This is a genomic window from Streptomyces sp. NPDC058464 (assembly GCF_042721035.1).
Classification (GTDB): Bacteria; Actinomycetota; Actinomycetes; order Streptomycetales; family Streptomycetaceae; genus Streptomyces.
In genome coordinates this window covers 72,020-94,658 of the sequence record NZ_JBHXMA010000019.1, presented here as the reverse complement: position 1 = coordinate 94,658, position 22,639 = coordinate 72,020, and the positions used below count along the sequence as shown (strand labels likewise).

The following is a 22,639-nucleotide window of genomic DNA, read 5'->3' as shown; positions in this document are numbered from 1 at the left end:
CCCAGCGGTCCACATCGGGTCGCCCCGCGGCCCCACTACCGTGACCGCCCCGTCGCTCACCAGGGATGCGCGTCCAGGTACTTGGCGATGTCCGCACGCTCCCAGGCCCCGTCGGCGACGACGACCCGGTAGCGGCGCCGGAGGGTGTCGCCGGGGGCCAGTTCCAGCTCGTCGTGGAAGGCCCAGGAGGGGGCGATGCCGGCGAACGGGTCGTTGCGCACGAACCAGTGCGCGGGGTGCCCGCCATGGGTGCCCGAGTGGTCGTTCTCCGGGGCGTGTTCGAAGACGACGGTGGCATGGCCGTCGGTGCCGTCGTGCTCGCCGGACAGGGCCAGCCAGACGGACTGGGACCCCATGGACTCCGGGCCCTCCCCCTCGGGGCCGATGATCCTGCCGTCCCGGAAGGCGCGCGGGCCGCGCCAGAACAGGCCGGTGTAGCCCGCCTGTTCGCGCCCCGCCGTGGTCGGGCTGCCGAACAGCAGGGGCTCGGCACGGCGGTTGGTGATCGCGCTGGTCCAGGTGAGCGCCCAGGAACCCACCCCGGGGTCCACGTCGTGGACCTCGACGCGGCGCCGTTCCTCCGCCCACAGCGTCCCGTCGTACGGATGCCAGGTCAGCCGCTCCGCGACGACCAGGCGGCCGTCGGCCGAGGACAGTTCGTCGAAGCCGGTGTGCCGCATCGAGCCGACGCGTTCCGGGATGGCGAGGTAACCCTGGCCGTGGACATAGGAGTTGCCGCCCCACAGGTTCGCGCCCGACAGGTGCGAGGCGGTCAGGGAGAGACCCTTGTGCCAACGGTGGTCGTTGGGGCGGTAGTCGGTGACGACGTCCCCGGCAAGGGTACGGATCGGGTGCAGGTAGGGCCTCGGTGCCTCCCAGGCCGCCTCGGGCCGGTAGACGTACGAGAAGAGCTGCACTCCGGTGACCGGCTCGGTCACGGTGATCCGGTCGCCGTGGGTGTGCGTGATCCGCAGCTCGCCGCTCACGCGGACACCTCCTCGCGCTCGGCCGGCGCCCAGCCCGGGGCGCCCCCGTGCAGGGCCGTGTAGTAGGGATCACCCGGACCGATCTCGCCCGCGCGGACGGTCGTGTCGGTGAACGCCGCCTTGTACAGCGCGGTGACCAGCTCCAGGCTGGTGCGCCCGTCCGCGCCACTGCTGCGCGGCCGCTCCCCCGCGCGCATGGCGGCGACCAGTTCGCGCAGCTGGGCCAGGTGCGAGCTGGGCACGTCCGGGCCGAAGTCCTGCCAGGCCGCCGCCTCGTCGGCGGGGACGCCCGGTGCCGGGGTGATGCGCCAGTTCTCGTTGGCGTGCCCGTACAGATGGGTCAGTTCGACCGTCGCGCGCTCGCAGTCGATGCGGATGCGGCTGACCTCGTCGGGGCTGAGCACGCTGTTCACGACCGTGGCCAGGGCGCCGTTCGCGAACCGGACCAGGGCGGTGGAGACGTCCTCGGTCTCCACGTCGTGCACCAGCCGGCCGGCCATCGCCCGCACCTCGCTCCACGGCCCGAGCAGGTCGAGGAGGAGATCCGTCTGGTGGATGCCGTGGCCCATCGCCGGGCCGCCGCCCTCGGTCGCCCAGCGGCCCCGCCAGGGCACCGCGTAGTAAGCGGTGTCCCGGTACCAGGTGGTCTGGCAGTGGGCGACCAGCGGACGGCCCAGTGCCCCCTCGGCCAGCAGCCGCCGTACGTGGGCGGCCCCGGAGCCGAACCGGTGCTGGAAGACGATGGAGGCGTACGGCCCGCCGTCCGTGCCCTCCTCCGCCTCGACCGCGTCGAAGTCGGCGAGGCTCGGCACCGGCGGCTTCTCGCACCACACCCAGGCGCCGGCCCGCAGCGCGGCCACCGTCTGGTCCCGGTGCAGGGTCGGCGGGGTGCCGATGGTCACCAGGTCGGGCCGCTGTTCGGCGAGCATCCGGTCCAGGTCGGTGTAGGCGTGCGGGATGCCGGCCTCGGCGCAGAACTCCTCGACGGCGGTGGCATCGATGTCGACGGCGGCGACGACCTCGGTCTCACCCTCCTCGGCCAGCCGGGCGAGGGCGGGCAGATGGGAGCCGCGCCCGATGGCGCCGGCGCCGACGACGGCGGCTCGGATGCGCCGCCCGGCGAAGGGGGCTGTCGAGCGGGGGGAGCGGGGCATGGACGTGATCAGCACTCCTCGGGCGTGTACCGGCGATGGGCGAAGTCCCGCCCGACGTGCGCCGCACACGCACCCCGATGTGCGGGAGCAAGCGCTTTCTCCTGCAGAAACGTAAGCGGCGGCACCTTGACCGGTCAACACCCCGTGGCCAGGCGTCCATCTGCCGAACCCCTGTGTCCCCGCTGTCACCCCGGCCCGCTACGCTGCCGTTGCACGCGCATGATCACGTGCGCCCGTGCGATGCACGTGCGCCCGCGCGACCGCCAGCCCCTTCCTCACCCCTGGGACGCCGTACCTTCATGTCTTGGTTTGAATCGCTGGTCCTCGGCCTCGTCCAGGGGCTGACCGAGTTCCTGCCCGTCTCCTCCAGCGCGCATCTGCGGCTGACCGCGGCCTTCTCCGGCTGGGAGGATCCGGGCGCCGCCTTCACGGCGATCACCCAGATCGGCACGGAGACCGCGGTGCTGATCTACTTCCGCAAGGACATCGGGCGGATCGTCTCGGCCTGGTTCCGGTCGCTGTACACCAAGGCGATGCGGGGGAACCACGACGCCCAGATGGGCTGGCTGGTGATCGTCGGCTCGATACCGATCGGTGTGCTGGGCGTGACGCTCAAGGACCAGATCGAGGGCCCGTTCCGCGATCTGCGGATCACCGCGACCATGCTCATCGTCGTCGGCATCGTCATCGGCGTCGCCGACCGGCTCGCGGCCCGCGACGAGACGGGCGGCAAGCACCGGGCGCCCAAGCAGCGCAAGACGCTGGAGAACCTCGGGGTCAAAGACGGCCTGATCTTCGGCCTCTGCCAGGCCTGCGCCCTGATCCCCGGCGTCTCCCGCTCCGGCGCCACCATCAGCGGCGGCCTGTTCATGGGCTACCGGCGCGAGGCCGCGGCCCGCTACTCCTTCCTGCTGGCCGTCCCGGCGGTGCTGGCCTCCGGCGCCTTCGAGGTCAAGGACTCGGTGGGCGCGGGCGAGGTGGCCTGGGGCCCGACCCTGTTCGCCACGGTGATCGCGTTCGCGTCCGGATACGCGGTGATCGCGTGGTTCATGAAGTGGATCTCCAACAAGAGCTTCATGCCGTTCGTCTGGTACCGCATCGCGCTCGGCATCGTCATCATCACCCTGGTCTCGGCGGACGTCCTCAGCCCGCACGCGGCCGAGTCGGCGAGCTAGGCGCTCCGCCGGGAAGGGCCGCGCCGGGTCCCGTCAGCGCGCTGTCGGCCGCGCGGCCGGGGTCCCCTGGTGGTAGTACATGCGCCACCCCGTCTCCGTGAGCCGCCACAGGGAACTGCGCCAGGCCCGGCGGCCACGGTTGTCGGCGAAGTACGTCAGGTGCACGATGCCCGGGGCCAGTACGGTCCCGGACATCTCGGTCACCTCGACCGGTGACTCCGGGGACACCGACCCGCCGCCGGTCACCGTCAGGATCGACGCCGCGTCCCAGCGACGGCCGGACACCCCGACCTCGGTGAACCCCGGGTCGAGCAGTTCCAGGACGAGGTCCGGGCGGGCACGCACCTCGGGATCGAGCAGCCGCAGCTCCGCGTCGACGGCTGCCTGTACCGCCCGCTGGTTCCCATCCGCAGCCCGCTGGTTCCCGTCCGCGGCCTGCAGGTTCTCGTCCGTCATACGCCGACCCTATGGACAGGCCGCTGCCGGGCCCAGCGAATATCCGCCCGGGGTCAGCCCAGCTCGAGCAGCAGCTCCGCGAGTTCGGCCGGCATGGTGATCATGCAGTCGTGGCCGGTGGGCAGTTCCCACACCCGCTCGGCCGCGGGGACCGGACGGCGCACGACGCCCTCCGGGATGTTCGCCACGCAGTGGATGTGGGTCCGGGGGATGGTACGAACGGCCGGATCGTCCAGGCGGACCGGCTGCTGGAGGCTGCGCACCGACTGGTCGGAGAGCATGGTGCGCAGCCACGCCACGTCCGCCGCCTCGGTCACCCCGAACAGCCCGTGGGGCGGCGGCAGTTCGGGCAGCGGCGGAACCCGCCAGCCGCTGTCGGAGGCGAGGGCCCGCTCGATCAGGGTCCGGCTCACGGGCTGGACGTCCGCCGCGGTCTCGCCGTGCTCCGGGACCATCGCGTCGAGATAGACCAAGTGGCCGACGCGGTCCGGGACTTCGTTGGCGGCGGACGAGACGACCAGCCCCGCGTAACTGTGTCCGACGAGGACGACGTCGGTGAGGTCCTCGTCCCTGATCAGCCCGACGACGTCGGCCACATGGGTGTCGAGGCCGATGTCCGGGCCGAGCAGCGAGGTCTTCTCGCCGTGCCCGGTCAGGGACGGCGCGTACACCCGGTGCCCGGCCGCCGCCAGCAGGGGGACCACCCGCTCCCAGCACTCCCCGCTGTGCCAGGCGCCGTGCACCAGCAGATAGGTCGACATGATCGTGCTCCTCGGCTTGCCTCGTCGCTGTCACCGACCACGCTTCCGGGGCGGCTCCGGACCGGGCAGAGCCCCGGTGATCCTGGGGGTGACAGGACCAGGCACGGGCACGGGGACCGCATTACGGTGGCGGGATGACCGACGAACCGAACCTGCTGGGCGCCTACGTGCGCGCCCGCCGCGAGCTGGTCACGCCGGAGCAGGTCGGCATTCCCGTGCTGGGCGTACGGCGGGTGCCGGGCCTGCGCCGGGAGGAGGTCGCGATGCTGGCCGGCATCAGCGCCGACTACTACCTGCGCCTGGAGCAGGGCCGCGACCGCAACCCCTCCGTACAGGTCCTGGAGTCCCTCGCCCGCGTCCTGCGGCTCGACGAGGACGCGACGGCCTATCTGCTCCGCCTCGGCGCCGACCGGCCCCGCCGGCGCCGGCGCCGGGTCCGGCGGGAGACCGTTCCGCCGGGCGTCGCCCAGCTCGTCGCCGGCCTGCCGCTGCCCGCCCTCGTCGAGGGCCGCTACTTCGACGTCCTCGCCGTCAACGCCCTGGCGACGGCGCTGTCGCCGCGCTTCTCGGTCGGCGCCAACCGGCTGCGGGACACCTTCCTCGACCCCGCCGAGCAGGCCCTCCACCCCGGCTGGGAGGAGGCCGGTGCCGGGATGGTCGCCGGCTTCCGCAGTTCCGTCGGGGCGGACACGGACGACCCCCGCGTCGTCGACCTCGTCGGCGAACTCTCCCTCGCCAGCCCGCACTTCAGCCGGCTCTGGGCCCGGCACGACGTGGCTTCCTGCGACGGCGCGGCCAAGGTCATCGACCACCCCCGGGTCGGCCGGCTGCGACTGAACCGGGAGCGGCTGAGGGTCAGCGGCACGGCGGGGCAGACGCTCGTCGTCTACCACCCGGACCCGGGCAGCGGCAGCGCCGAGAAGCTCGCGCTGCTCGCCTCGGAGCTGCCGACGGGATGAGGACGGTCGAGGAGGGGGTGAAGACGGGCCGAGGACGGTCGAGGACGGCCGGGCGCCGCATCTCGGCCAACCCCCGACTCGGGTCGTCCTCCGGCGGTTCGGGGGCAGCGCACCGGCTCCGGCGAGGGCGAAGGCCGGTACAAGGCCTGTACACGGGCGCGGGGCCCGGTCCGGAGCCCGGCCGGCGGCCCGGCAAATGCCAGGACTCGGCGGTCCGCCCGCCGTACCGCCCGTGACCAACCCCATACGGTCTGCGTAGTGGCCCGGTGGCGCAGGGTCAGTTCTTGCCCCTACGCTGTTCGGTATGTCCCCCGATTCCCGAACCCCTGGTTCCGTGCGGTCTGCTGCCGAGGTCAACGAGCACATCCGGGCGCTGTGGCTGCGTGCGGGCGGAACACTGTCGGCCCAGGAGCGGACGGAGTACGAACTGCTGGTGGTCGAGTGGGCCGCGGCGATCCGCGAGCAGATCATCGAGGCGGCCTGACGGCCGAGGGTTCAGCGGCCGCCGGCGACCCGCAGCACCGTGCCCGTCGTGTAGGAGGCATCGGGCGACAGCAGCCAGGCGATCGCGGCGGCGATCTCCTCGGCCCGGCCGGCGCGGCCCAACGGCGTGGTGGCACCGACCCGGTCGGCCCGGCCGGGGTCGCCCATCGCCGCGTGGATCTCCGTGTCGATCACACCGGGCGCCACCGCGTTGACCCGCACACCGTCCGGGCCCAGTTCCTTGGCGAGGCCCACGGTGAGGGCGTCGACGGCCGCCTTGGTCGCCGCGTAGTGGACGTACTCGCCGGGGCTGCCGAGAGTGGCCGCCGCCGAGGACACGTTCACGATCGCCCCGCTGCCGCGCGGTGCCATCAGCCGGGCCGCCCGGCGTGAACACAGCAGCGTGCCCAGCAGGTTGACCTCCACGACCCGGCGCAGATCCGCGGTCTCCGCGTCGGCCAGCCGCCCGAACGGCCCGGTCACGGCGGCGTTGTTCACCAGCCCGGTGACGGCGCCCAGTTCCCGCTCCGCCGTGTCGAACAGCCGCTCCACGTCGGCCTCCACGGCCGTGTCCACCCGGACGACAGCACAGCGGGCCCCGCCCTTGCGCACCCCCTCCGCGACCGCTTCGGCGGCGTCGGCGTCCCGGACGTAACCGATCACCACGTCGTGCCCGTCGGCCGCGAGCCGCAGACAGGCGGCGGCACCGATACCCCGGCTGCCGCCGGTGACCACCGTGACGGGACGTGCCATCGCGAACCTCCTCGAACCGACCGGACGGCGATCTTACGACCGCGGACGCGCGGGCATCCCGTCGGCCACGGGGTACGCCTGCTCCTCGGTCAACAGCCCGACCGATCGGCCGCCTCACCCGGGAGGCCCAACCGAAGGGACCGGTGCGGCAGCGCGTCGAAGCGCAGCGCCCGCTCGACATCCCACCGCACCCGCGCGGGCGCGCGCCGCAACTCCCGTTGCCAGGGGGCCCGGTACTCATGCGGTCCGGAGACACAGGGGGACGGGCACGCGTGCCGCAGCACCCACGCGAAGCCGTCCGGCCGGATCCCGTCCGGCCGGATCTTGACGGCGAGGACCGTCCCCCGCCCTCCCCGGTGCCCCGGTGCCCCGGTGCCCCGGCCACAGCCGTACGTCCTCGATCGCCCTGTGCCGTCGGCGGAGTCCCGGCGGCTGTCGGGACGCTGGACCGTGCCCGCCGGCTGGCGGAGGTGGCCGGTCTCGTCATGGGCATGGCCTTCGCGGGCCACGACCCCGGTTCCGCGGTCCCTCATGCCCCGTCGCAGCCCCAAAACCCGTACCGCGTCCCGATCCGACGATCTACGCTGCTGCTCGGCGTCCGAGCCGGGGCGGAGGGCCCGGGCGGGCGGGGCTTCTGGGCCGGCGGGGAGCCTGCGCGAGCTCATCGAGTCGAACGGGTGGGGAAGACAGTGATTCGCGAAGCACGGGTCGGGCGGGCTCACGGGCTCACTTTCGCCATGCTCATGACCCTCTCGGCGCTCGCCGCGTGCGCGGAGACCAGCACGGCCGGCGCGGAGGACAGGCCCTTGGGCAAGGCGGACCTGGAGCGGGTCGCGGTCACCGGCGCGGATCTCGACGGCTACGAGGTCGAACGGATCCTGGCCGGTACCGCGGCGTCCCACCGGACCGCGGATCCCGCGGAATGCGCACCCGTCGTCCAGGCACTCGGCGGAAGCAGCGGCTTCGCGGCCACCGCGCGCACCGGCCGGATGATCACCTCGAAGGACCACGGCCCCGGAGCGTCCGTGATCCTCTCGTCGCACGACTCCGGGGATGCCGCACGGGTGATCGACGCACTCCGCACGGCCGCCGAGCGGTGCGGGACCTTCAAGGACATCGGGGTGGGCTTCCGGTACGACGGGACCGCGCTCCAGCCCGATCCCGGCTACGGGGACGAATCCGTCTCCCTGCGGCTCACCCAGCTCGCGGCGGACAGCGAGGACGACGAGCCCGTCCGCGTTCCCCACGCGGTGGTGGCCGTTCGGCAGGGGGCCACGGTCGCCATGTTCTACGCGTTCCACCTCCCCCGAGGGGCGAGGGGCAAGGACCCGGCCGTCGTACCGGAAGAGATCATCACGGCGCAGTTGGACAAGCTCCGCGAGCCGGCGGCCTCCCAACGTCCGTAGCCAGGCGCTTGTTCGGGAATCTGCATTCGAACACCACCGAATATCGCCCGTTCCTCTTGGCTCCGCCCGCCGCGTGCCCAACACTGAGCCGATGACGCAGCGTGTGGAGCTCGCGACCGTGATGGACCGGCTGGCCGTGGACGAGGTGGTCACCGAGTACGCGGCGGCCGTCGACGACGGTGACTGGACGGCGTACCGGGAGCTGTTCGCGGCGGGCGGACGGGCCGACTACCGCTCCGCCGGCGGGATCGAGGGCGATGCCGGGCAGGTGGCCGGGTGGCTCGCGGAGAACCTGACGCTCTTCTCGATGCGGCAGCATCTGATCGTCAACCGCCGGGTGCGGTTCGGGATCCTGGACCACGACACCGGCGACACCGCCCACCTGCGGGCCGACTACGTCAACCCGATGCGTTTCGCCGGCGGCGACGGCACCTCCACCGCCCCGGACTTCGTGTGCGGCGGCCGCTACTCCTTCGCGTTCCTGCGCACCCGGGACGGCTGGCGGCTGCGTCAGGTGGTCGTCGAGGAGAGGTGGCGCCGACTGCCGGACCCGCGTGCGGTGGCCGTCCCCGACTGAGCCCGCTCCCGTACCCCCTGTCGGAGATCCCGCCCGGTCCCGCACACTGGAAGGACCCGCGGGCAGGAGGCGATGGATGAGGACCGTCGAACGCTGGCTCACCTCCCCGTGGCGGCGTTCCTGCGTCGGGGCGCTGGCCGGCGCCCTGCCGGTGCTGGCCTTCCCGGCGCCGTCGCTGTGGTGGCTCGCCTATGTCGCGCTGGTCCCCTGGCTGCTGCTGGCACGCTCGGCGCCGACCGGGCGGCGGGCGGCGTTCGACGGCTGGTGCGGCGGGTTCGGGTTCATGGTCGCCGTGCACCACTGGCTGCTGCCGAGCCTGCACGTCTTCATCTTCCTGATCGCCGGGCTGCTGAGCGTGGTCTGGGCGCCCTGGGGCTGGGTGACCCGCCGGCTGCTGGGCGGGGTGCCGTCGCCGGGGCGGGCCGCGGTCGCGGTGCTGGTGCTGCCGTCGGGCTGGCTGATGGTGGAGCTGGCGCGGTCCTGGCAGGGGCTCGGCGGGCCGTGGGGCATGCTCGGCGCGACTCAATGGCAGGTGACGCCGGCGCTGCGGCTGGCCTCGGTCGGCGGGGTGTGGCTGCTGAGCTTCCTGGTGGTGGCCGTCAATGTCGCGGTCGCCGTGCTCATATCCGTGCGGGAGGCACGCGTGCCCGCGGTGGCCTCGCTGGTGGCCACGGCCGCCGCGACCTCCGCGGCCTGGGTGTGGTCGCCGCGCCCGGACGTCGACGGCCACGTCCGGATCGCGATCGTGCAACCCGGCATCGTCGACGGCGGCGACAGCGGCGACCGGCGCTTCGCCCGGGAGGAGCAGCTGACCCGGCAGCTGGCCGGGCAGCACCCGGACCTGATCGTCTGGGGCGAGAGCAGCGTGGGGTACGACCTCGGGGACCGGCCCGACCTCGCGCGGCGGATCGCGGCCCTCTCGCGGGAGACCGGAGCTGACATCCTGGTCAACGTCGACGCCCGGCGCTCCGACCGGCCCGGCATCTACAAGAGCTCCCTCCTGGTGGGCGCCGACGGCCCGACCGGGCAGCGGTACGACAAGATGCGCCTGGTCCCGTTCGGCGAGTACATACCGGCGCGCTCCCTGCTCGGCTGGGCCACCTCGGTCGGCAAGGCGGCCGGCGAGGACCGGCGGCGCGGCACCGAGCAGGTGGTGATGGACGTCGGCCACGGCCTGCGGGTCGGCCCGATGGTCTGCTTCGAGACGGCGTTCCCCGACATGAGCCGGCATCTCGCCCAGGACGGCGCGCAGGTGCTGATCGGCCAGTCGTCGACCTCTACCTTCCAGGACAGCTGGGCCCCCGAGCAGCACGCCTCGCTGGCCGCGCTCCGGGCCGCCGAGACCGGCCGCACCATGGTCCACGCCACGCTCACCGGGGTCTCCGCCGTCTACGGCCCGGGCGGCGAGCGCATCGGGCCCTGGCTCGGCACCGACGCGAGCACCGCCCGGGTCTACGAGGTGCCGGTCGCCCGCGGTGTCACGCCGTTCGTGCGGTACGGCGACTGGCCGGTGGACGGCGCGCTGCTGGTGCTGGCCGCCTACTGCCTGACCGAGGGGCTGCGGACGGTCAGGCTGCGCCGGGGTGCCGGAGAACCTCTCGTACCACCTGCTCGCACAGCTCATGGGTCGCCAGTGCGTCACGGGCGCTGAGCACCTTCCCGGCGCGGGCGGCGTCGAGGAAGGCGAGGACGGCCTGCTCGATGCCGCGCTGCCGGGCGACCGGCACCCAGTCGCCGCGCCGCCGCACCGTCGGCTGCCCCTTGTGGTCGATCACCTCGGCGAGGTTGAGGACCTGGCGCTTGGTGTCCTGCCCGGAGACCTCCAGGATCTCCTCGGCCGAGCCGCTGAGCCTGTTCATCACGCCGAGCGCGGTGAAGCCGTCCCCGGCGAGCTGGAGCACCACGTGGTGCAGCAGGCCGTCGACGACCCGGGCGCGGACGGTCACGTCCTCGACCGGGCCGGGGGCGAGGAAGCGCAGGGTGTCGACGACGTGGATGAAGTCGTCGAGGATCATGGTGCGGGGTTCCTCGGGCAGCCCGATGCGGTTCTTCTGCATCAGGATCAGCTCGCGCGGGTGGTCGGCGCACTGCACGTAGCCGGGGGCGTGGCGCCGGTTGAAGCCGACGGACAGCGACACGTTCCGCGCCTCGGCCAGGCTCACGAGGCGCTCGGAGTCTTCCAGTCGGTAGGCGAGGGGCTTGTCGACGTACGTCGGTACGCCCGCCTCCAGCAGCCGGGTGACGATCTCGGGGTGGGCGACGGTGGCCGCGTGCACGAAGGCGGCGTCGAGATCCTGGGCGAGGAGGTCGTCGAGGGTCGCGTGCCGGTGGCCGGCGGGCAGGCGGAGGCTGTCGGCGACCCTGGCGAGGGTGGCGGGGGTACGGGTCTGCAGGTGGAGTTCGAGTCCCGGCTGGGTGGCCAGCACCGGCAGGTACGCCTTCTGCGCGATGTCGCCGAGTCCGATGCAGCCGACCTTCACTGGCGCTCCCCTAGCGGTTGCCTACGCGTGCCTGTGCGGAAGCATACGGGCCGATAATCCGTGGAAGCCTACGGGCCGATAATCCGTGGTGGCATCGGCCGGGGTGGGCCAGGATGCCGGGCATGACGACCGAACGCCGTGCACCCGACGTCTACGCCGACGAACGCACCATGCTGGAGGGCTGGTTGGAGTTCCACCGGCAGACCCTGGCGGTGAAGTGCGAGGGCCTGACCGACGCCCAGCTGCGGACCGCCTCCGTGGAGCCCTCCCCGCTGTCCCTGATGGGGCTGGTACGGCACATGGCGGACGTGGAGCGGCACTGGTACCGCAGGATCCTCACCGGTGAGGAGGCGCCGCCGCGCTACTGGAGCGACGAGGACCCGGACGGCGATTTCCACCTCACCGAGGCGGACACCTGGCAGGAGGCGTACGCGGCCTGGCAGGCCGAGATCGAGACCGCCCGGCGCGCCGCGGCCGACTTCGGTCTCGACGACCTCTCCAAGGGTCGCCACCGCCGTACCGGCGAGCAGTTCAACCTGCGCTGGATCCACACCCACATGATCGAGGAGTACGCCCGGCACAACGGTCACGCCGATCTGATCCGGGAGCGGATCGACGGCGCGACCGGCGACTGACGTCAGCCTCGCACCCGCCTGCCCCTCGTACGGGGCAGGAGATCACCCGTGCGGGGCACCAAAGTCCTGTCGACGGTGTCAACGCCCGCGCCGAGCCAGCAGAGTTGCGCGGGTGCATCGAACGACGACCACCGCAGCGCTTCTGGTCACCGTGACCGTCTCGGCCCTCTCCGGCTGTGTGACGGTCCAGCGTCCGGCGGCGCCCGGCCCGCCCCCGGGTGCGGCGCCCTCGCTGCCGTCGGGGCCCCGCCCGGACGGCAGCGCAAAGCCGCGGGTGGTGCAGGCGCCGGCCAAGGAGGCCCTGGAGATGGTCGGCCCGTCCCGTCCGGCCCACCGGGCCGCACCGGCCGCTCCGCACGCCCCCGCGACCCCTCCCCCGGCCCATCACCGCGCCCCGGCGGGCCCGCGCGCCGCCACCTCGCATCCGCACAGCGCACACCGGCCGCAGCGCTCGGAGAGCGGCCTCCCCGACCTCTCCCACTCCGTCCCGAAGGCCCCGGACGTGTGCGCCCTCGGCAAGCAGTACGGCGGCTGGACCGCGGACAGCCCGCAGGCCCGGATCTGCGAGCAGACGTACGGGCGGTGAGACGTCGGCCGGTGCCGGGCCGGGTGTCCGGGTCCGGGTCCGGGTCCGGGTCCGGCACGGCTCCTACTCCGGGCGCTGTCGCGGCGGGCCCCAGGATCCGCCGCCCGGGCCGCCCGGCCCGCCCTCGTCGCCGACGTCGTCGCCGAGTCGCAGCTCCAGGCGGCTGATCGCGGCCCGGACCCCGTCGCCGTACCCGTCGTCGCCGAGTGCGGCGGCCGCGCCGCGGGCCCGCCGCAGATGGCTGCGGGCGGCCTCGGTGCGGCCGAGCTTCACGTAGTCGGCTGCGAGGTTCAGATGCAGCGAGGGGTAGAAGCCGCGCAGTCCCACGGCTCCCTCCGCCTCGTCCGCCGCCGACAACGCCCTCAGGTCCCAGGCGAGTTCGTCGGAAGGGTCGTCCTGGGTGTCGGCCAGGTAGTGGGCCAGGGTGCAGCGGTGCAGCGGCCGACCGTGCTCGCCGATCTCCGTCCACAGGTCGAGCAGGCGCCGGCGGGCCTCCTCACGGTCCCCGGCGTGGTGCAGCATCACGACCTGCCCGATCCGCGTGAGCACGGCATCGGGCGCCGTACGCTCCTGTCGCTCCGCCACGGGGTCCTCCGGGCTGTAAGCCGTTGTGTGGTGCCGACGCTAGACGGCGCCGCCGGATTTCCTCGTCAGGCGGCGCCGTGGGACCGCGGGCCGGCGGCGGACCGCCGACCGGTGGGGGCTCGGCGGTGGACCGCCGGCCGGTGGGGGCTGGTGGCGCCCACGCGGCGGAGTCGCACATCGGCACGGCCCCGAGCGCCCCTGGGGGGGTGCCCCCGGTCGGCTTCGAGGCGCCCTCTGTATGTGCTCAGCCCAGGTCGGGGATCGTCCAGTCGATCGCCTCGTGGCCCTGTGCCGCGACCGCCTCGTTGATCTTGGTGAACGGGCGGGTGCCGAAGAACTTCGCGGCGGAGAGCGGGGACGGGTGCGCGCTCTGGATGACCACGTGCCGGGTCTCGTCGATCAGCCGGGCCTTCTTCTGCGCGTAGCCGCCCCAGAGGACGAAGACCGCCGGGTCGGACCGGTCGGCGACGGCGCGGATCACCGCGTCCGTGAACTTCTCCCAGCCCTTGTTCTTGTGCGAGTTGGCCTCACCGGCGCGGACCGTGAGGACCGCGTTGAGCAGCAGCACGCCCTGCCGGGCCCACGGCATCAGATAGCCGTTGTCCGGCGCCTTCTCCCAGCCCAGCTCCTCGCGCATCTCCTTGTAGATGTTCCGCAGGGACGGCGGGATCTTCACCCCGGGACGGACGGAGAAGCACAGGCCGTGGCCCTGGCCCTCGCCGTGGTAGGGGTCCTGGCCGAGGATGAACACCTTGACCTGGTCGTACGGCGTGGCCTCCAGCGCGGCGAAGACCTCCTCGCGCGGCGGGTAGACGGGGCCCTTCGCCCGCTCCTCCTCGACGAACTCGGTCAGCTCCTTGAAGTAGGGCTGCTGCAGCTCGTCGCCCAGAACCCCGCGCCAGGACTCGGGCAGCATGGCGGTGTCGGTCACGTCAACGTCCTCACGAATTGCGGTCACTTGCAGATCCTGCTGGTACCGAAAAACCTACAGGCGACCACTGACAACCGGTGCCGGACGGCGGTTTCACCAGCTGGTCTTGCGGTGCAGCTCCCACATCATCATGATCGTCGACGGGTCGAGGGCCTTTTCGCCGCCGGAGACGTCGTCGCTGGCCGCGACGTACTGCCGCCCCTGCCACAGCGGGATCAGCCGGGCGTCGTTGACGAGGATCTGCTGGGCCTCCTCGAAGTCCTTGACGACCTCGCCGCGGTCGCTCTCGCTGCGGGAGTGCGGCAGCAGCTTGCCGGTGATCACGGGTGACGGGTAGGGCGTGCCGAGGGCGTTCTGCTCGCCGACGAAGGGGGCGATGAAGTTGTCGGCGTCGGGGAAGTCCGGGAACCAGCCGCGGCCGAACACCGGGTACTCGCCCTTCTGGTAGCCGACGACGTAGGTCTTCCAGGGCCGGCTCTTCAGGGTGATCGTGAACAGCCCGGAGTCGTCCAGCTGCTGCTTGAGCTCCTGGAACATCTGGCCGGTCTCGGACCCGTAGCGGTCGGTGGTGTACCAGAAGGTGAGCGGGACGCGCTGGGTGATGCCGGCGTCGGCGAGGATCTTGCGGGCCTTGGAGGTGCTGGGGTCGCCGTAGTCGTCGAAGAAGCCGGTGGTGTGGCCGGTCAGGCCCGCCGGGACCATGGAGTACAGCGGGTCGACGGTGTCCTTGTAGACGGTGTGGGCGATCGCGGAGCGGTCGACGAGCTGGGCGACGGCCTTGCGCACGGCGGGCAGCTTGGCCCACGGGTCCGCGGGGTTGAACACCAGGTAGCTGATGTCGGTGCCGGTGCCGTCGATCAGCTGCAGGCCGGAGGTGTTGGTGTGCGCCTGCAGGGCGACGATGTCGGAGGCGGCGAGTCCGCGGTAGGTGACGTCGATGTCCCCGGAGCGCAGCGCCTTGACCATGGTGGCCGAGTCCTGGAAGTAGCGGATGGTCACCGCGTCGTTCTGCCGGTCGGCGTAGCCCTGGTAGTTGTCGTTGCGGACCAGTTCGGCCCGCTTGCCGTCGTCGTAGGACTTGAGGGTGTACGGCCCGGAGCCGTGCACGGATTCGTCCTTGCGCAGCGAGTGGGCGGGGTAGTCGTCGGGGTCGACGATCGACATGGCCGGGGTCGCGAGCACGAACGGGAAGGTGGTGTCGGCCTTGTTGAGGTGGAAGACCACCTCGTGGTCGCCGATGGCCTGCACCCGGTCGAGGCTGCCGAGCAGTCCGGCCGGGCCGCTGGGCGCGTTGATGTTCCGGATCCGGTCGATGGAGTACTTGACGGCCTCGGCGTCGAGTGTGTCGCCGTCGGCGAACTTCAGGCCGGAGCGCAGTTCGCAGCGGTAGGTGCGGTCGCCGGAGTCCGTGAAGGCGCAGTTCCGGGCGGCGTCGGGCTGGGGGGTGGTGGCGCCGTCGGGGTAGGCGAGCAGGGTCTGGTAGACGTTCCGGAACAGCTCCCAGGAACCGTCCCACGATCCCGCGGGGTCAAGGGTGCTGGGGGCGCTGGTCGTTCCGACGACGATCGGCCCGCTGTTGGCCGTGCTGCTGGAGAACACACCGCACCCGGCCACCAGGGATATGGACGCGACCGCGGCAACTCTTCGCAGGCCTCGGTTCCGGTTGAACACGCGCGCACTCCTCGATCCGCCATACCAGGGGTCGGCGGCAGACCTTACCGCAGCGTTGCGCGCCTTGAAGCACCCCGGAAACACGGGCGTTGATCGAATGTGCTATGACGACGTTGTCAAATGGCTGTGCGGATCCCGTACGACCGCGCGGGCGCCGTTTTCCTCACACATGTGGCAAATATCTGTGACGAAAACGACGCCCGAGGGTCTGTCAGGCCATGCCGGCGTTGAGGAAGATGCCGCCGTCGACGACGAGCGTCTGGCCGGTGATCCAGTCGGACTGCTCCGAGGTGAGGAACGCGGCGGCGCCACCGATGTCGGAGGGCACGCCGAGCCGCTTGAGCGGGTAGCCCGCGGCGGCCTCCGCCTCCCGGCCCTCGTACAGGGCCTCGGCGAACTTGGTCTTGACGACCGCGGGGGCTATCGCGTTGACCCGGACGCCGGGGGCGAACTCGTGCGCCAGCTGCTGGGTCAGGTTGATCATCGCGGCCTTGCTGATGCCGTACGCGCCGATGAACGGCGAGGCCGACAGACCGGCGACGGAGGCGATGTTGACGATGGCGCCGCCGTTGTCCTTCTGCCAGGCGTGCCAGGTCTTCTGGGCGAAGCCGAGGGCCGAGACCACGTTGGTCTCGAACACCTTGCGGGCCACGTCCAGGTCGACGTCGGCGATCGGGCCGAACACCGGGTTGGTACCGGCGTTGTTGACCAGGTAGTCGACGCGGCCGAAGGCCGCCATGGTGCGCTCGACGACCTCGCTCTGGTGGGCCAGGTCGTGCGCCTTGCCTGCGATGCCGATGACGCGCTCGGCGCCGAGGCTCTCGACGGCCTCCTTGAGGGCGTCCTCGTTGCGGCCGGTGATGGCGACCCGGTCGCCGCGGGCGACGAGCGCCTCGGCGACGCCGTAGCCGATGCCGCGGCTCGCGCCGGTGATGACGGCGACCTTGCCGGACAGCTCGGGCAGTTCAGTCATGTCAGTGTTCCTCAGGTTCCCCGGTGGTCTTCTAGTCGAGCGGTCCGCCGGCCACGTACAGGACCTGGCCGGAGACGAAGCCGGCCGCCTCGTTCGTGAAGAAGGCGATGGCGTTGGCGATGTCCTCGGGCTCGCCGACGCGCTGCACGGGGATCTGGGTGGCGGCGGCGGCCTTGAACTCCTCGAAGCCCATCTTGACGCGGTCGGCGGTGGCCTTGGTCATCTCGGTGGCGATGAAGCCGGGGGCGACGGCGTTGGCGGTGATGCCGAACTTGCCGAGCTCGATGGCGAGGGTCTTGGTGAAGCCCTGCAGACCGGCCTTGGCGGCGGAGTAGTTGGCCTGGCCCCGGTTGCCGAGCGCCGAGGAGGAGGACAGGTTGACCACGCGCCCCCAGCCGGCCTCGACCATGTGCTGCTGGACGGCCTTGGTCATCAGGAAGGAGCCGCGCAGGTGCACGTTCAGGACCGTGTCCCAGTCCGACGCGGACATCTTGAACAGCAGGTTGTCGCGGAGCACGCCGGCGTTGTTGACCAGGATGGTCGGGGCGCCCAGCTCCTCGACGACCCGCGCGATCGCGGCGGCGACCTGGGCCTCGTCGGAGACGTCGGCGCCGACGGCGATCGCCCTGCCGCCGGCCGCGGTGATCTTCTCGACGGTGTCCTTGCAGGCGACCTCGTCGAGATCGATCACGGCGACCGCGCGCCCCTCGGCGGCCAGTCGTACGGCGGTGGCGGCGCCGATACCCCGCGCGGCACCGGTGACGACGGCCACCCGCTGCTCAGTGCTGGACATTGCTGTTTCTCCTCGCCCTTGAGAACACCTGATCGAGAACCCGGCCGGACAGTGAGCGACCGCTTAGTACCTTCGACAGACGTGACGCTAGAAGCCCTGGCACGCGGTGTCAACGCTGCACCGCGCGGTGTGATCCATTACCTCACCAGGAGGTCCAGCAACCGCTCCGTCTCGGCGGCCGGATCGAGGGTGAGCCCGGTGTGCACGGGGCCCGGCTGTACGACGGTGGAGCGGGGCGCGACCAGCCAGCGGAAGCGCCGCCCAGGGTCGTCGCCGGCCGCGTGCCCCGCCGCCGCCCCGCCCGCGCAGACGTCCTCCACCGCCCCGAGCGCGGCCCGCACCCCGGCCACGTCCGCGTCCGGGTCCAGGGCCAGCAGCCGGGCCTCGTCGAGATGGGTGCGGGCGCCGACGTAGGTCTTGGCCCGGCAGTACACGATCACGCCGGCGTTGATGCGCTCGCCGCGCTCCACTCGGGGTACGACGTGCAGCAGGGCGTACTCGAAGACGTCCCGGTCGCCGCCCTGGCCGGCCCGGGTGATGTGGCGCTCGGTCACATGTCCGGCCATGTAGATATGGGTCTCGCTCACTTGGCCCCCTCGATGCCGGTGATGCGTTCGTGGATGACGGCGGCCCGGGCGAGCAGCGGCCGCGCGTAGGTGCGCCGCAGCTCGTCGGGGGTGTCGAAGCCCGGCTCGGCGGCGAGCCAGACGTCCGGGATCTCGGCGGTGACCTCGGCGAGCAGGTCCTCGGTGACCCGGGGCGCCAACTCGGCGGCGGCCGCCCGGACATCGGGGCCGAACCGGCTCAGCGCGTGGTCGGCGGCGTCGTACGGGCGGGCGGCGGAGGCCTCGGCCGACGGCCAGTTGTGCTGCCAGATCATGGTGGCGCCGTGGTCGATGAGCCACAGGTCGCCGCGGTGGACCAGCAGGTTGGGGTTGCGCCAGGAGCGGTCGACGTTGTTGATCAGCGCGTCGAACCAGACGATCCGCCCGGCCTCCTCCGGGGTCACCGCGAAGGCGAGCGGGTCGAACCCGAGGGCGCCGGACAGGAAGTCCATGCCGAGGTTGGTGCCGCCGCTGCCCCGCAGCAGGTCCTGCACCTGCTGCTCGGGTTCGCCGAGCCCCAGCACCGGATCCAGTGCGACGGTGACCAGCCGGGGCATCCGGAACCCGAGCCGGCGCGCGAGTTCACCGCAGACGACCTCGGCGACCAGCGTCTTGCGGCCCTGCCCCGCGCCCGTGAACTTCAGGACGTACGTCCCGAGGTCGTCGGCCTCGACGAGCCCCGGCAGCGAGCCACCCTCGCGCAGGGGCGTGATGTAGCGGGTCGCGGTGACTTCTCGCAGCATTTTCCCAAGCCATCCAGCTTCTCAACCAGGCAGTCGGCGACCGGGGTGTTCTCCGGTCCGAAGTGAGCATAGTGACCGAGCGTGACAGCAGGCCGGGAACCCCCGGTCCACGCCGTGCGGGCGGCCGCACACAACCGGTGGTCGCGCGAGTCCCGTCCATGACGTCAGCGCATACCACCTGTTCCCAAGTCTCGTTGGCGTCATGGTCATCGGGGCTCCTACGGTGAGTGGGTGGAACCACCGCTTCAAGAGGAGTTCGGCATGATCACCACCGCCTTCGGCTTCTCCAGCACCGCGGCCGAGGTGGCCGCCGGCACCGACCTCTCCGGGCGCCGGGCACTGGTCACCGGGGCGTCCTCCGGGCTCGGGGCGGAGACGGCGCGGGTACTGGCCTCGCGGGGTGCGGAGGTCACCCTCGCCGTGCGGGACACCGCGGCCGGTGAGCGGGTGGCCAAGGACATCGGGTCCACGACCGGCAGTGAGGCGCTTCGGGTCGCGCGCCTGGACCTGGCCGACCCCGCGTCCGTGGCCGCGTTCACCGCGGCCTGGCACGGCCCGCTGGACATCCTGGTCAACAACGCGGGCGTCATGGCCTGCCCGGAGCGGTACACGCCTGAGGGCTGGGAGCTGCAGTTCGCCACCAACCACCTCGGCCACTTCGCCCTGGCGACCGGTCTGCACGGGGCGCTGGCCGCGGCGGACGCCGCCCGTGTCGTCGTCGTGAGCTCGACCGGCCACCAGCGTTCCCCCGTGGTCTTCGACGACCTGCACTTCGGCTTCCGGGCCTACGAACCCTGGGCCGCGTACGCACAGTCCAAGACCGCGAACGTGCTCTTCGCGGTCGAGGCCACCCGGCGCTGGGCGGCCGACGGCATCACCGCCAACGCCCTCATGCCGGGGGCCGTCGTGACCAACCTCCAGCGGCACATCGGGGGCAGCAGCGGGCGGGTGGCCGCCGATCGGATGAAGACGGTGGAGCAGGGCGCCGCCACCTCGGTGCTCCTCGCGGTCTCGCCGCTGCTGGACGGGGTGGGCGGGCGCTACTTCGACGACTGCGCCGAGGCCGAGGTGGTCGACCGGCGCACCGGCACACTGCACGGCGTCGCCCGGTACGCCGTCGACCCGGAGAACGCCCGCCGGCTGTGGGACGTGTCCGAGGCCCTGCTGGCCGACGCCGCCGGTGCCTCATGACCGACCTGGTCCAGCGCGACGAACTCGGCGCCTTCCTCCGCGCCCGCCGGGAGGCGACCGACCCGGCGGCGGCGGGCTTCCGGTCCGGTCCCCGGCGCCGCACCCCGGGACTGCGCCGCGAGGAGCTGGCTCAGCTCGCCGGGCTGAGCGTCACCTGGTACACGTGGCTGGAACAGGGCCGCGACATCAGCGTGAGCAGGCAGGTCATCGAAAGCCTGGCCCGTGCGCTGCGACTCTCCGGGCCGCAGCGCACGCACCTGTTCACCCTGGCCGCCCTGGTGCCGCCGCCGACGGGTCCGGCGCCCGCGAAGGTCGATCCCCTCCTGGAGCGACTGGTGCGGGAGCTTTCCCCGAAGCCCGCCTACGTGATGAACCCGTGGGGGGACCTGCTGGCGTACAACGACGCGTACGCCGAACTGCTCGGCGGCCTCGACCAGCGGACGGCGGACGAGCGGAACATCCTCTGGATCACCTTCGCCGAGTCGCGCGGTCCGGGGCTGTTCGTCGACTGGCCCGGCGAGGCGCGGTCCCTCGTCGGCCAGTTCCGGGTGGCCCTCGCCCGCTATCCCGACGATCCGCGCGGCCCCGCGCTCCTCGAATCGATGCTGGACTCCTCCGAGGCGTTCCGCGAACTGTGGGACGAGCGGAGCGTCAGCGGATTCACCGCCGCCCGCAAGGAGCTGCGGCACCCGCGGCTCGGCCGCATCGACCTGGACTGTCTGAAACTGACGGACGCCCATGACGAGAAGCTGTCCCTGATGGTCCTCCTGCCCGTCCGGGAGAGCGGCTCCGAGTGACCGAACGCGGCAGCGACGGCGGACTTGTCGGCGGACGGGTCGGCGGACGGTGCCGTGGCGCGCCTGTCCCGCTGCGCCGCAGGTCAAGACCGACAGCGAACCGACAGCGCCGTTTTACCGAAGCCTCATGTCCAGGTGGTCACTATCAGGATGCCGTCTGAACAGGTGGTGCTCGAAGACCGTACCCCTGGACAGATCAACGAGAAGCTCCGCGGAAGGGAACCCCTCACATGACCAGCGCACCGCTCAACCCCTCAGCCGGACCGGGCCGCCGTACCGTCATGGCGGCGGCCGGAGCGGCGGGGCTCGCCGCCGCGCTGACCGCCTGCGGGTCGTCCGACGACTCGTCGAGCACCACCACGAACAACAACGCGGGTGGCTCCACCACCCAGGACAGCAACGGCTCGGCGGGCGGCTCCACGGCCGCGGCCGGCGGCACCGCGCTCGCCAAGACCACGGACATCCCCGAGGGCGGCGGCACGATCTACAAGGACCAGGCCGTGGTCGTGACCCAGCCGACGTCGGGCACGTACAAGGCGTTCTCGACGAAGTGCCCGCACGCCGGCTGCGCGGTGACGAGCATCGCGAGCGGCGAGATCGTCTGCCCCTGTCACGGCAGCAAGTTCGCCATCGCGGACGGCAGCGTGAAGCAGGGCCCGGCGACCACGGGTCTGACGGCCGCGAACATCACGGTCTCCGGCGACCAGATAACGCTGGCCTGATCCTCAGGACCGCCGGCGCGGTTGTTTGAGGCAGCCGAGCACCTCGTCCGTGGTCGCGACCGTGGCGACCAATGCGAGGGTGTTGCGGACCATCGCGGGGGTGTACTCGGAGGGCACTCCCGCGATGGCGTCGGCCGGGACGACGGCCGTGTAGCCCAGATTGACCGCGTCGAACACCGCGTTCGGAATGGCCACGTTGGCCGAGACGCCGGTGACGACCAGGGTGCGGCAGCCGAGGTTGCGCAGCAGTGGGTCGACGTCGGTGCCCTGGATCGGCGACAGGCCGTGCAGCCGTCGTACGACGAGGTCCTCCTCCGAGACCTCGATGGGGGGCGCGACGCGGACCGCGGCCGTGCCGGACAGCTGCTGGACGGGCAGCCGTTCGGCGGCGCGGAACAGGCGGGCGTTGCGGTTCGCGCCCCGGCCGTCCGGGCGGCGTTCGGCGATCGCGTGGATCACCTGGACACCGGTGTCGTGCGCGGCGGCGACGAGGCGGGCGATGTTGCCCAGCGCCCCCGACGTCCGCGCCTCACGGGCGAGTTCGGGCAGCGCGCTGTCCGGGCCCACCACACCCTGCTGGCACTCGACGGTGAGCAGCACGGTGCTCACGGGGTCGAGGAGTTCCGAGAGCCGTTCGGACGACGACGGCATGACGCCCCCTTCCGCCTTGGTGCGGGGCGGGTGACACTAACCGCCATCGCGCGGGAACGGAAGAAGAGACGAGGGGGCCGCATGACCGTCACTCAGCGCCGGGGCCGGAAGATCATGATGACGCCCGGTGAGCTGGACGAGTTCCTCAGCACACAACGCACCTGCCGGGTCGCGACCGTATCGGCGTCCGGTGCCCCGCACGTCAGCGCCCTGTGGTTCGCCTGGGACGGCACGTCCCTGTGGCTCTACTCGGTGGTGCGCAGCCAGCGCTGGAAGGACCTCAGCCGCGATCCGCGGGTGGCCGTCGTGGTCGACTCCGGGGAGGAGTACGACCAGTTGCGCGGCGTGGAGCTGAGAGGGACCGTCGAGTTCGTGGGCGAGGTCCCGCGCACCGGCGAACTGGTCGCCGAACTCGACTACGTCGAGACGGTGTTCGCCCGTAAGAACTTCGGCCTGGACGAGATGCCGCACGACGGCCGGCACGCCTGGGCGCGGCTGACCCCGACGAAGATCGCCTCCTGGGACTTCCGCAAGCTGGGCTCCGCGTAAGGCGGTTCGGGGGGCAG

The 22,639-nt window shown here is 72.2% G+C and carries 27 protein-coding genes; 12 read left to right on the top strand and 15 right to left on the bottom strand.

What is annotated here, in order from left to right:
* Window positions 1-56: 56 nt before the first annotated feature.
* Both ACFWPQ_RS24695 and ACFWPQ_RS24690 read right to left on the bottom strand, forming a co-directional pair.
* A complete protein-coding gene (locus ACFWPQ_RS24695) occupies window positions 57-986 on the bottom strand; it encodes a PmoA family protein (protein WP_384038617.1) in 930 nt (309 codons plus the stop codon).
* Complete coding sequence (locus ACFWPQ_RS24690) at window positions 983-2,140, bottom strand: Gfo/Idh/MocA family protein (RefSeq protein WP_384038614.1); 1,158 nt, start codon at window positions 2,138-2,140, stop codon at window positions 983-985. Before ACFWPQ_RS24690 ends, ACFWPQ_RS24695 begins: the two co-directional genes overlap by 4 nt.
* A gap of 299 nt (window positions 2,141-2,439) precedes the next feature.
* Between ACFWPQ_RS24690 and ACFWPQ_RS24685 the strand changes: the two genes are divergently transcribed.
* Complete coding sequence (locus ACFWPQ_RS24685; RefSeq protein ID WP_384038611.1) at window positions 2,440-3,315, top strand: undecaprenyl-diphosphate phosphatase; 876 nt, start codon at window positions 2,440-2,442, stop codon at window positions 3,313-3,315.
* A gap of 33 nt (window positions 3,316-3,348) precedes the next feature.
* Here ACFWPQ_RS24685 and ACFWPQ_RS24680 read toward each other — a convergent pair whose 3' ends face one another.
* Window positions 3,349-3,771, bottom strand: a complete 423-nt coding sequence (locus tag ACFWPQ_RS24680) for a DUF4440 domain-containing protein (protein ID WP_384038608.1) — start codon at window positions 3,769-3,771, stop codon at window positions 3,349-3,351.
* Window positions 3,772-3,824: 53 nt separating this feature from the next.
* A complete protein-coding gene (locus tag ACFWPQ_RS24675) occupies window positions 3,825-4,532 on the bottom strand; it encodes an alpha/beta fold hydrolase (RefSeq protein ID WP_384038605.1) in 708 nt (235 codons plus the stop codon).
* A gap of 134 nt (window positions 4,533-4,666) precedes the next feature.
* Here ACFWPQ_RS24675 and ACFWPQ_RS24670 point away from each other — a divergent pair, with 134 nt between their 5' ends.
* Window positions 4,667-5,491, top strand: a complete 825-nt coding sequence (locus tag ACFWPQ_RS24670; RefSeq protein WP_384038602.1) for a helix-turn-helix domain-containing protein — start codon at window positions 4,667-4,669, stop codon at window positions 5,489-5,491.
* Window positions 5,492-5,795: 304 nt separating this feature from the next.
* The gene (locus ACFWPQ_RS24665) at window positions 5,796-5,975 is read left to right on the top strand and encodes a hypothetical protein (protein WP_089105573.1); all 180 of its coding nucleotides are present in this window, start codon (window positions 5,796-5,798) and stop codon (window positions 5,973-5,975) included.
* A gap of 11 nt (window positions 5,976-5,986) precedes the next feature.
* Here ACFWPQ_RS24665 and ACFWPQ_RS24660 read toward each other — a convergent pair whose 3' ends face one another.
* Both ACFWPQ_RS24660 and ACFWPQ_RS24655 read right to left on the bottom strand, forming a co-directional pair.
* Complete coding sequence (locus ACFWPQ_RS24660; protein ID WP_384038599.1) at window positions 5,987-6,727, bottom strand: SDR family oxidoreductase; 741 nt, start codon at window positions 6,725-6,727, stop codon at window positions 5,987-5,989.
* Between the two features lie 89 nt (window positions 6,728-6,816).
* On the bottom strand, window positions 6,817-7,260 hold the full coding sequence (locus tag ACFWPQ_RS24655; protein WP_384038597.1) for a DUF4291 family protein: 444 nt from the start codon (window positions 7,258-7,260) through the stop codon (window positions 6,817-6,819).
* Window positions 7,261-7,464: 204 nt separating this feature from the next.
* Here ACFWPQ_RS24655 and ACFWPQ_RS24650 point away from each other — a divergent pair, with 204 nt between their 5' ends.
* The 3 genes from ACFWPQ_RS24650 (at window position 7,465) to lnt (ending at window position 10,361) form a co-directional block, all read left to right on the top strand.
* The gene (locus tag ACFWPQ_RS24650) at window positions 7,465-8,133 is read left to right on the top strand and encodes a hypothetical protein (protein ID WP_384038595.1); all 669 of its coding nucleotides are present in this window, start codon (window positions 7,465-7,467) and stop codon (window positions 8,131-8,133) included.
* A gap of 91 nt (window positions 8,134-8,224) precedes the next feature.
* Window positions 8,225-8,710 carry a nuclear transport factor 2 family protein gene (locus tag ACFWPQ_RS24645; protein ID WP_361299495.1) on the top strand — a complete coding sequence of 162 codons (486 nt, stop codon included), beginning with the start codon at window positions 8,225-8,227 and terminating at the stop codon, window positions 8,708-8,710.
* A 76-nt stretch (window positions 8,711-8,786) separates the two neighbouring features.
* The gene (gene lnt / locus ACFWPQ_RS24640) at window positions 8,787-10,361 is read left to right on the top strand and encodes an apolipoprotein N-acyltransferase (protein WP_384038591.1); all 1,575 of its coding nucleotides are present in this window, start codon (window positions 8,787-8,789) and stop codon (window positions 10,359-10,361) included.
* Here lnt and ACFWPQ_RS24635 read toward each other — a convergent pair.
* The gene (locus tag ACFWPQ_RS24635; protein WP_384038588.1) at window positions 10,279-11,190 is read right to left on the bottom strand and encodes a Gfo/Idh/MocA family protein; all 912 of its coding nucleotides are present in this window, start codon (window positions 11,188-11,190) and stop codon (window positions 10,279-10,281) included. The two genes, lnt and ACFWPQ_RS24635, sit on opposite strands and share 83 nt — an antisense overlap.
* Before the next feature lie 122 nt (window positions 11,191-11,312).
* Between ACFWPQ_RS24635 and ACFWPQ_RS24630 the strand changes: the two genes are divergently transcribed.
* Both ACFWPQ_RS24630 and ACFWPQ_RS24625 read left to right on the top strand, forming a co-directional pair.
* Window positions 11,313-11,825, top strand: coding sequence for a DinB family protein (locus ACFWPQ_RS24630; protein WP_384038585.1), 513 nt, complete (start codon window positions 11,313-11,315; stop codon window positions 11,823-11,825).
* A 112-nt stretch (window positions 11,826-11,937) separates the two neighbouring features.
* Window positions 11,938-12,411, top strand: a complete 474-nt coding sequence (locus tag ACFWPQ_RS24625) for a hypothetical protein (RefSeq protein WP_384038582.1) — start codon at window positions 11,938-11,940, stop codon at window positions 12,409-12,411.
* Window positions 12,412-12,474: 63 nt separating this feature from the next.
* Here the strand turns inward: ACFWPQ_RS24625 and ACFWPQ_RS24620 are convergent, their stop codons facing one another.
* From ACFWPQ_RS24620 to ACFWPQ_RS24590, 7 genes are all read right to left on the bottom strand, one after another.
* Window positions 12,475-12,996, bottom strand: a complete 522-nt coding sequence (locus tag ACFWPQ_RS24620; RefSeq protein WP_384038579.1) for a hypothetical protein — start codon at window positions 12,994-12,996, stop codon at window positions 12,475-12,477.
* Between the two features lie 244 nt (window positions 12,997-13,240).
* Window positions 13,241-13,927, bottom strand: coding sequence for a uracil-DNA glycosylase (ung, locus tag ACFWPQ_RS24615; protein WP_384038576.1), 687 nt, complete (start codon window positions 13,925-13,927; stop codon window positions 13,241-13,243).
* 93 nt (window positions 13,928-14,020) lie between these two features.
* Window positions 14,021-15,598, bottom strand: a complete 1,578-nt coding sequence (locus ACFWPQ_RS24610) for an ABC transporter substrate-binding protein (protein WP_384038573.1) — start codon at window positions 15,596-15,598, stop codon at window positions 14,021-14,023.
* 211 nt (window positions 15,599-15,809) lie between these two features.
* Window positions 15,810-16,571: an SDR family oxidoreductase gene (locus ACFWPQ_RS24605; RefSeq protein WP_361299520.1), complete on the bottom strand. Its 762-nt coding sequence runs from the start codon at window positions 16,569-16,571 to the stop codon at window positions 15,810-15,812.
* A 31-nt stretch (window positions 16,572-16,602) separates the two neighbouring features.
* Window positions 16,603-17,364: a 3-oxoacyl-ACP reductase FabG gene (gene fabG / locus ACFWPQ_RS24600; RefSeq protein WP_384038570.1), complete on the bottom strand. Its 762-nt coding sequence runs from the start codon at window positions 17,362-17,364 to the stop codon at window positions 16,603-16,605.
* A 137-nt stretch (window positions 17,365-17,501) separates the two neighbouring features.
* Entirely contained in the window at window positions 17,502-17,951 is a 450-nt protein-coding gene (locus ACFWPQ_RS24595) for a DUF3037 domain-containing protein (protein WP_361299523.1), read from the bottom strand.
* Window positions 17,948-18,712, bottom strand: coding sequence for a HipA family kinase (locus ACFWPQ_RS24590; RefSeq protein ID WP_384038567.1), 765 nt, complete (start codon window positions 18,710-18,712; stop codon window positions 17,948-17,950). The genes ACFWPQ_RS24595 and ACFWPQ_RS24590 overlap by 4 nt, the downstream gene beginning before the upstream one ends.
* A gap of 261 nt (window positions 18,713-18,973) precedes the next feature.
* Here ACFWPQ_RS24590 and ACFWPQ_RS24585 point away from each other — a divergent pair, with 261 nt between their 5' ends.
* From ACFWPQ_RS24585 to ACFWPQ_RS24575, 3 genes are all read left to right on the top strand, one after another.
* Entirely contained in the window at window positions 18,974-19,903 is a 930-nt protein-coding gene (locus tag ACFWPQ_RS24585) for an SDR family NAD(P)-dependent oxidoreductase (RefSeq protein WP_384038564.1), read from the top strand.
* Window positions 19,900-20,700, top strand: coding sequence for a helix-turn-helix transcriptional regulator (locus tag ACFWPQ_RS24580; protein WP_384038561.1), 801 nt, complete (start codon window positions 19,900-19,902; stop codon window positions 20,698-20,700). The genes ACFWPQ_RS24585 and ACFWPQ_RS24580 overlap by 4 nt, the downstream gene beginning before the upstream one ends.
* Window positions 20,701-20,930: 230 nt before the next feature.
* Complete coding sequence (locus tag ACFWPQ_RS24575) at window positions 20,931-21,422, top strand: Rieske (2Fe-2S) protein (RefSeq protein ID WP_384038558.1); 492 nt, start codon at window positions 20,931-20,933, stop codon at window positions 21,420-21,422.
* A 3-nt stretch (window positions 21,423-21,425) separates the two neighbouring features.
* Here ACFWPQ_RS24575 and ACFWPQ_RS24570 read toward each other — a convergent pair whose 3' ends face one another.
* The gene (locus ACFWPQ_RS24570; RefSeq protein WP_384038555.1) at window positions 21,426-22,073 is read right to left on the bottom strand and encodes a cysteine hydrolase; all 648 of its coding nucleotides are present in this window, start codon (window positions 22,071-22,073) and stop codon (window positions 21,426-21,428) included.
* Between the two features lie 81 nt (window positions 22,074-22,154).
* On the opposite strand from ACFWPQ_RS24570, the gene ACFWPQ_RS24565 reads away from it, so the two are divergent.
* A complete protein-coding gene (locus ACFWPQ_RS24565) occupies window positions 22,155-22,622 on the top strand; it encodes a pyridoxamine 5'-phosphate oxidase family protein (protein WP_384038552.1) in 468 nt (155 codons plus the stop codon).
* Window positions 22,623-22,639 lie beyond the last annotated feature (17 nt).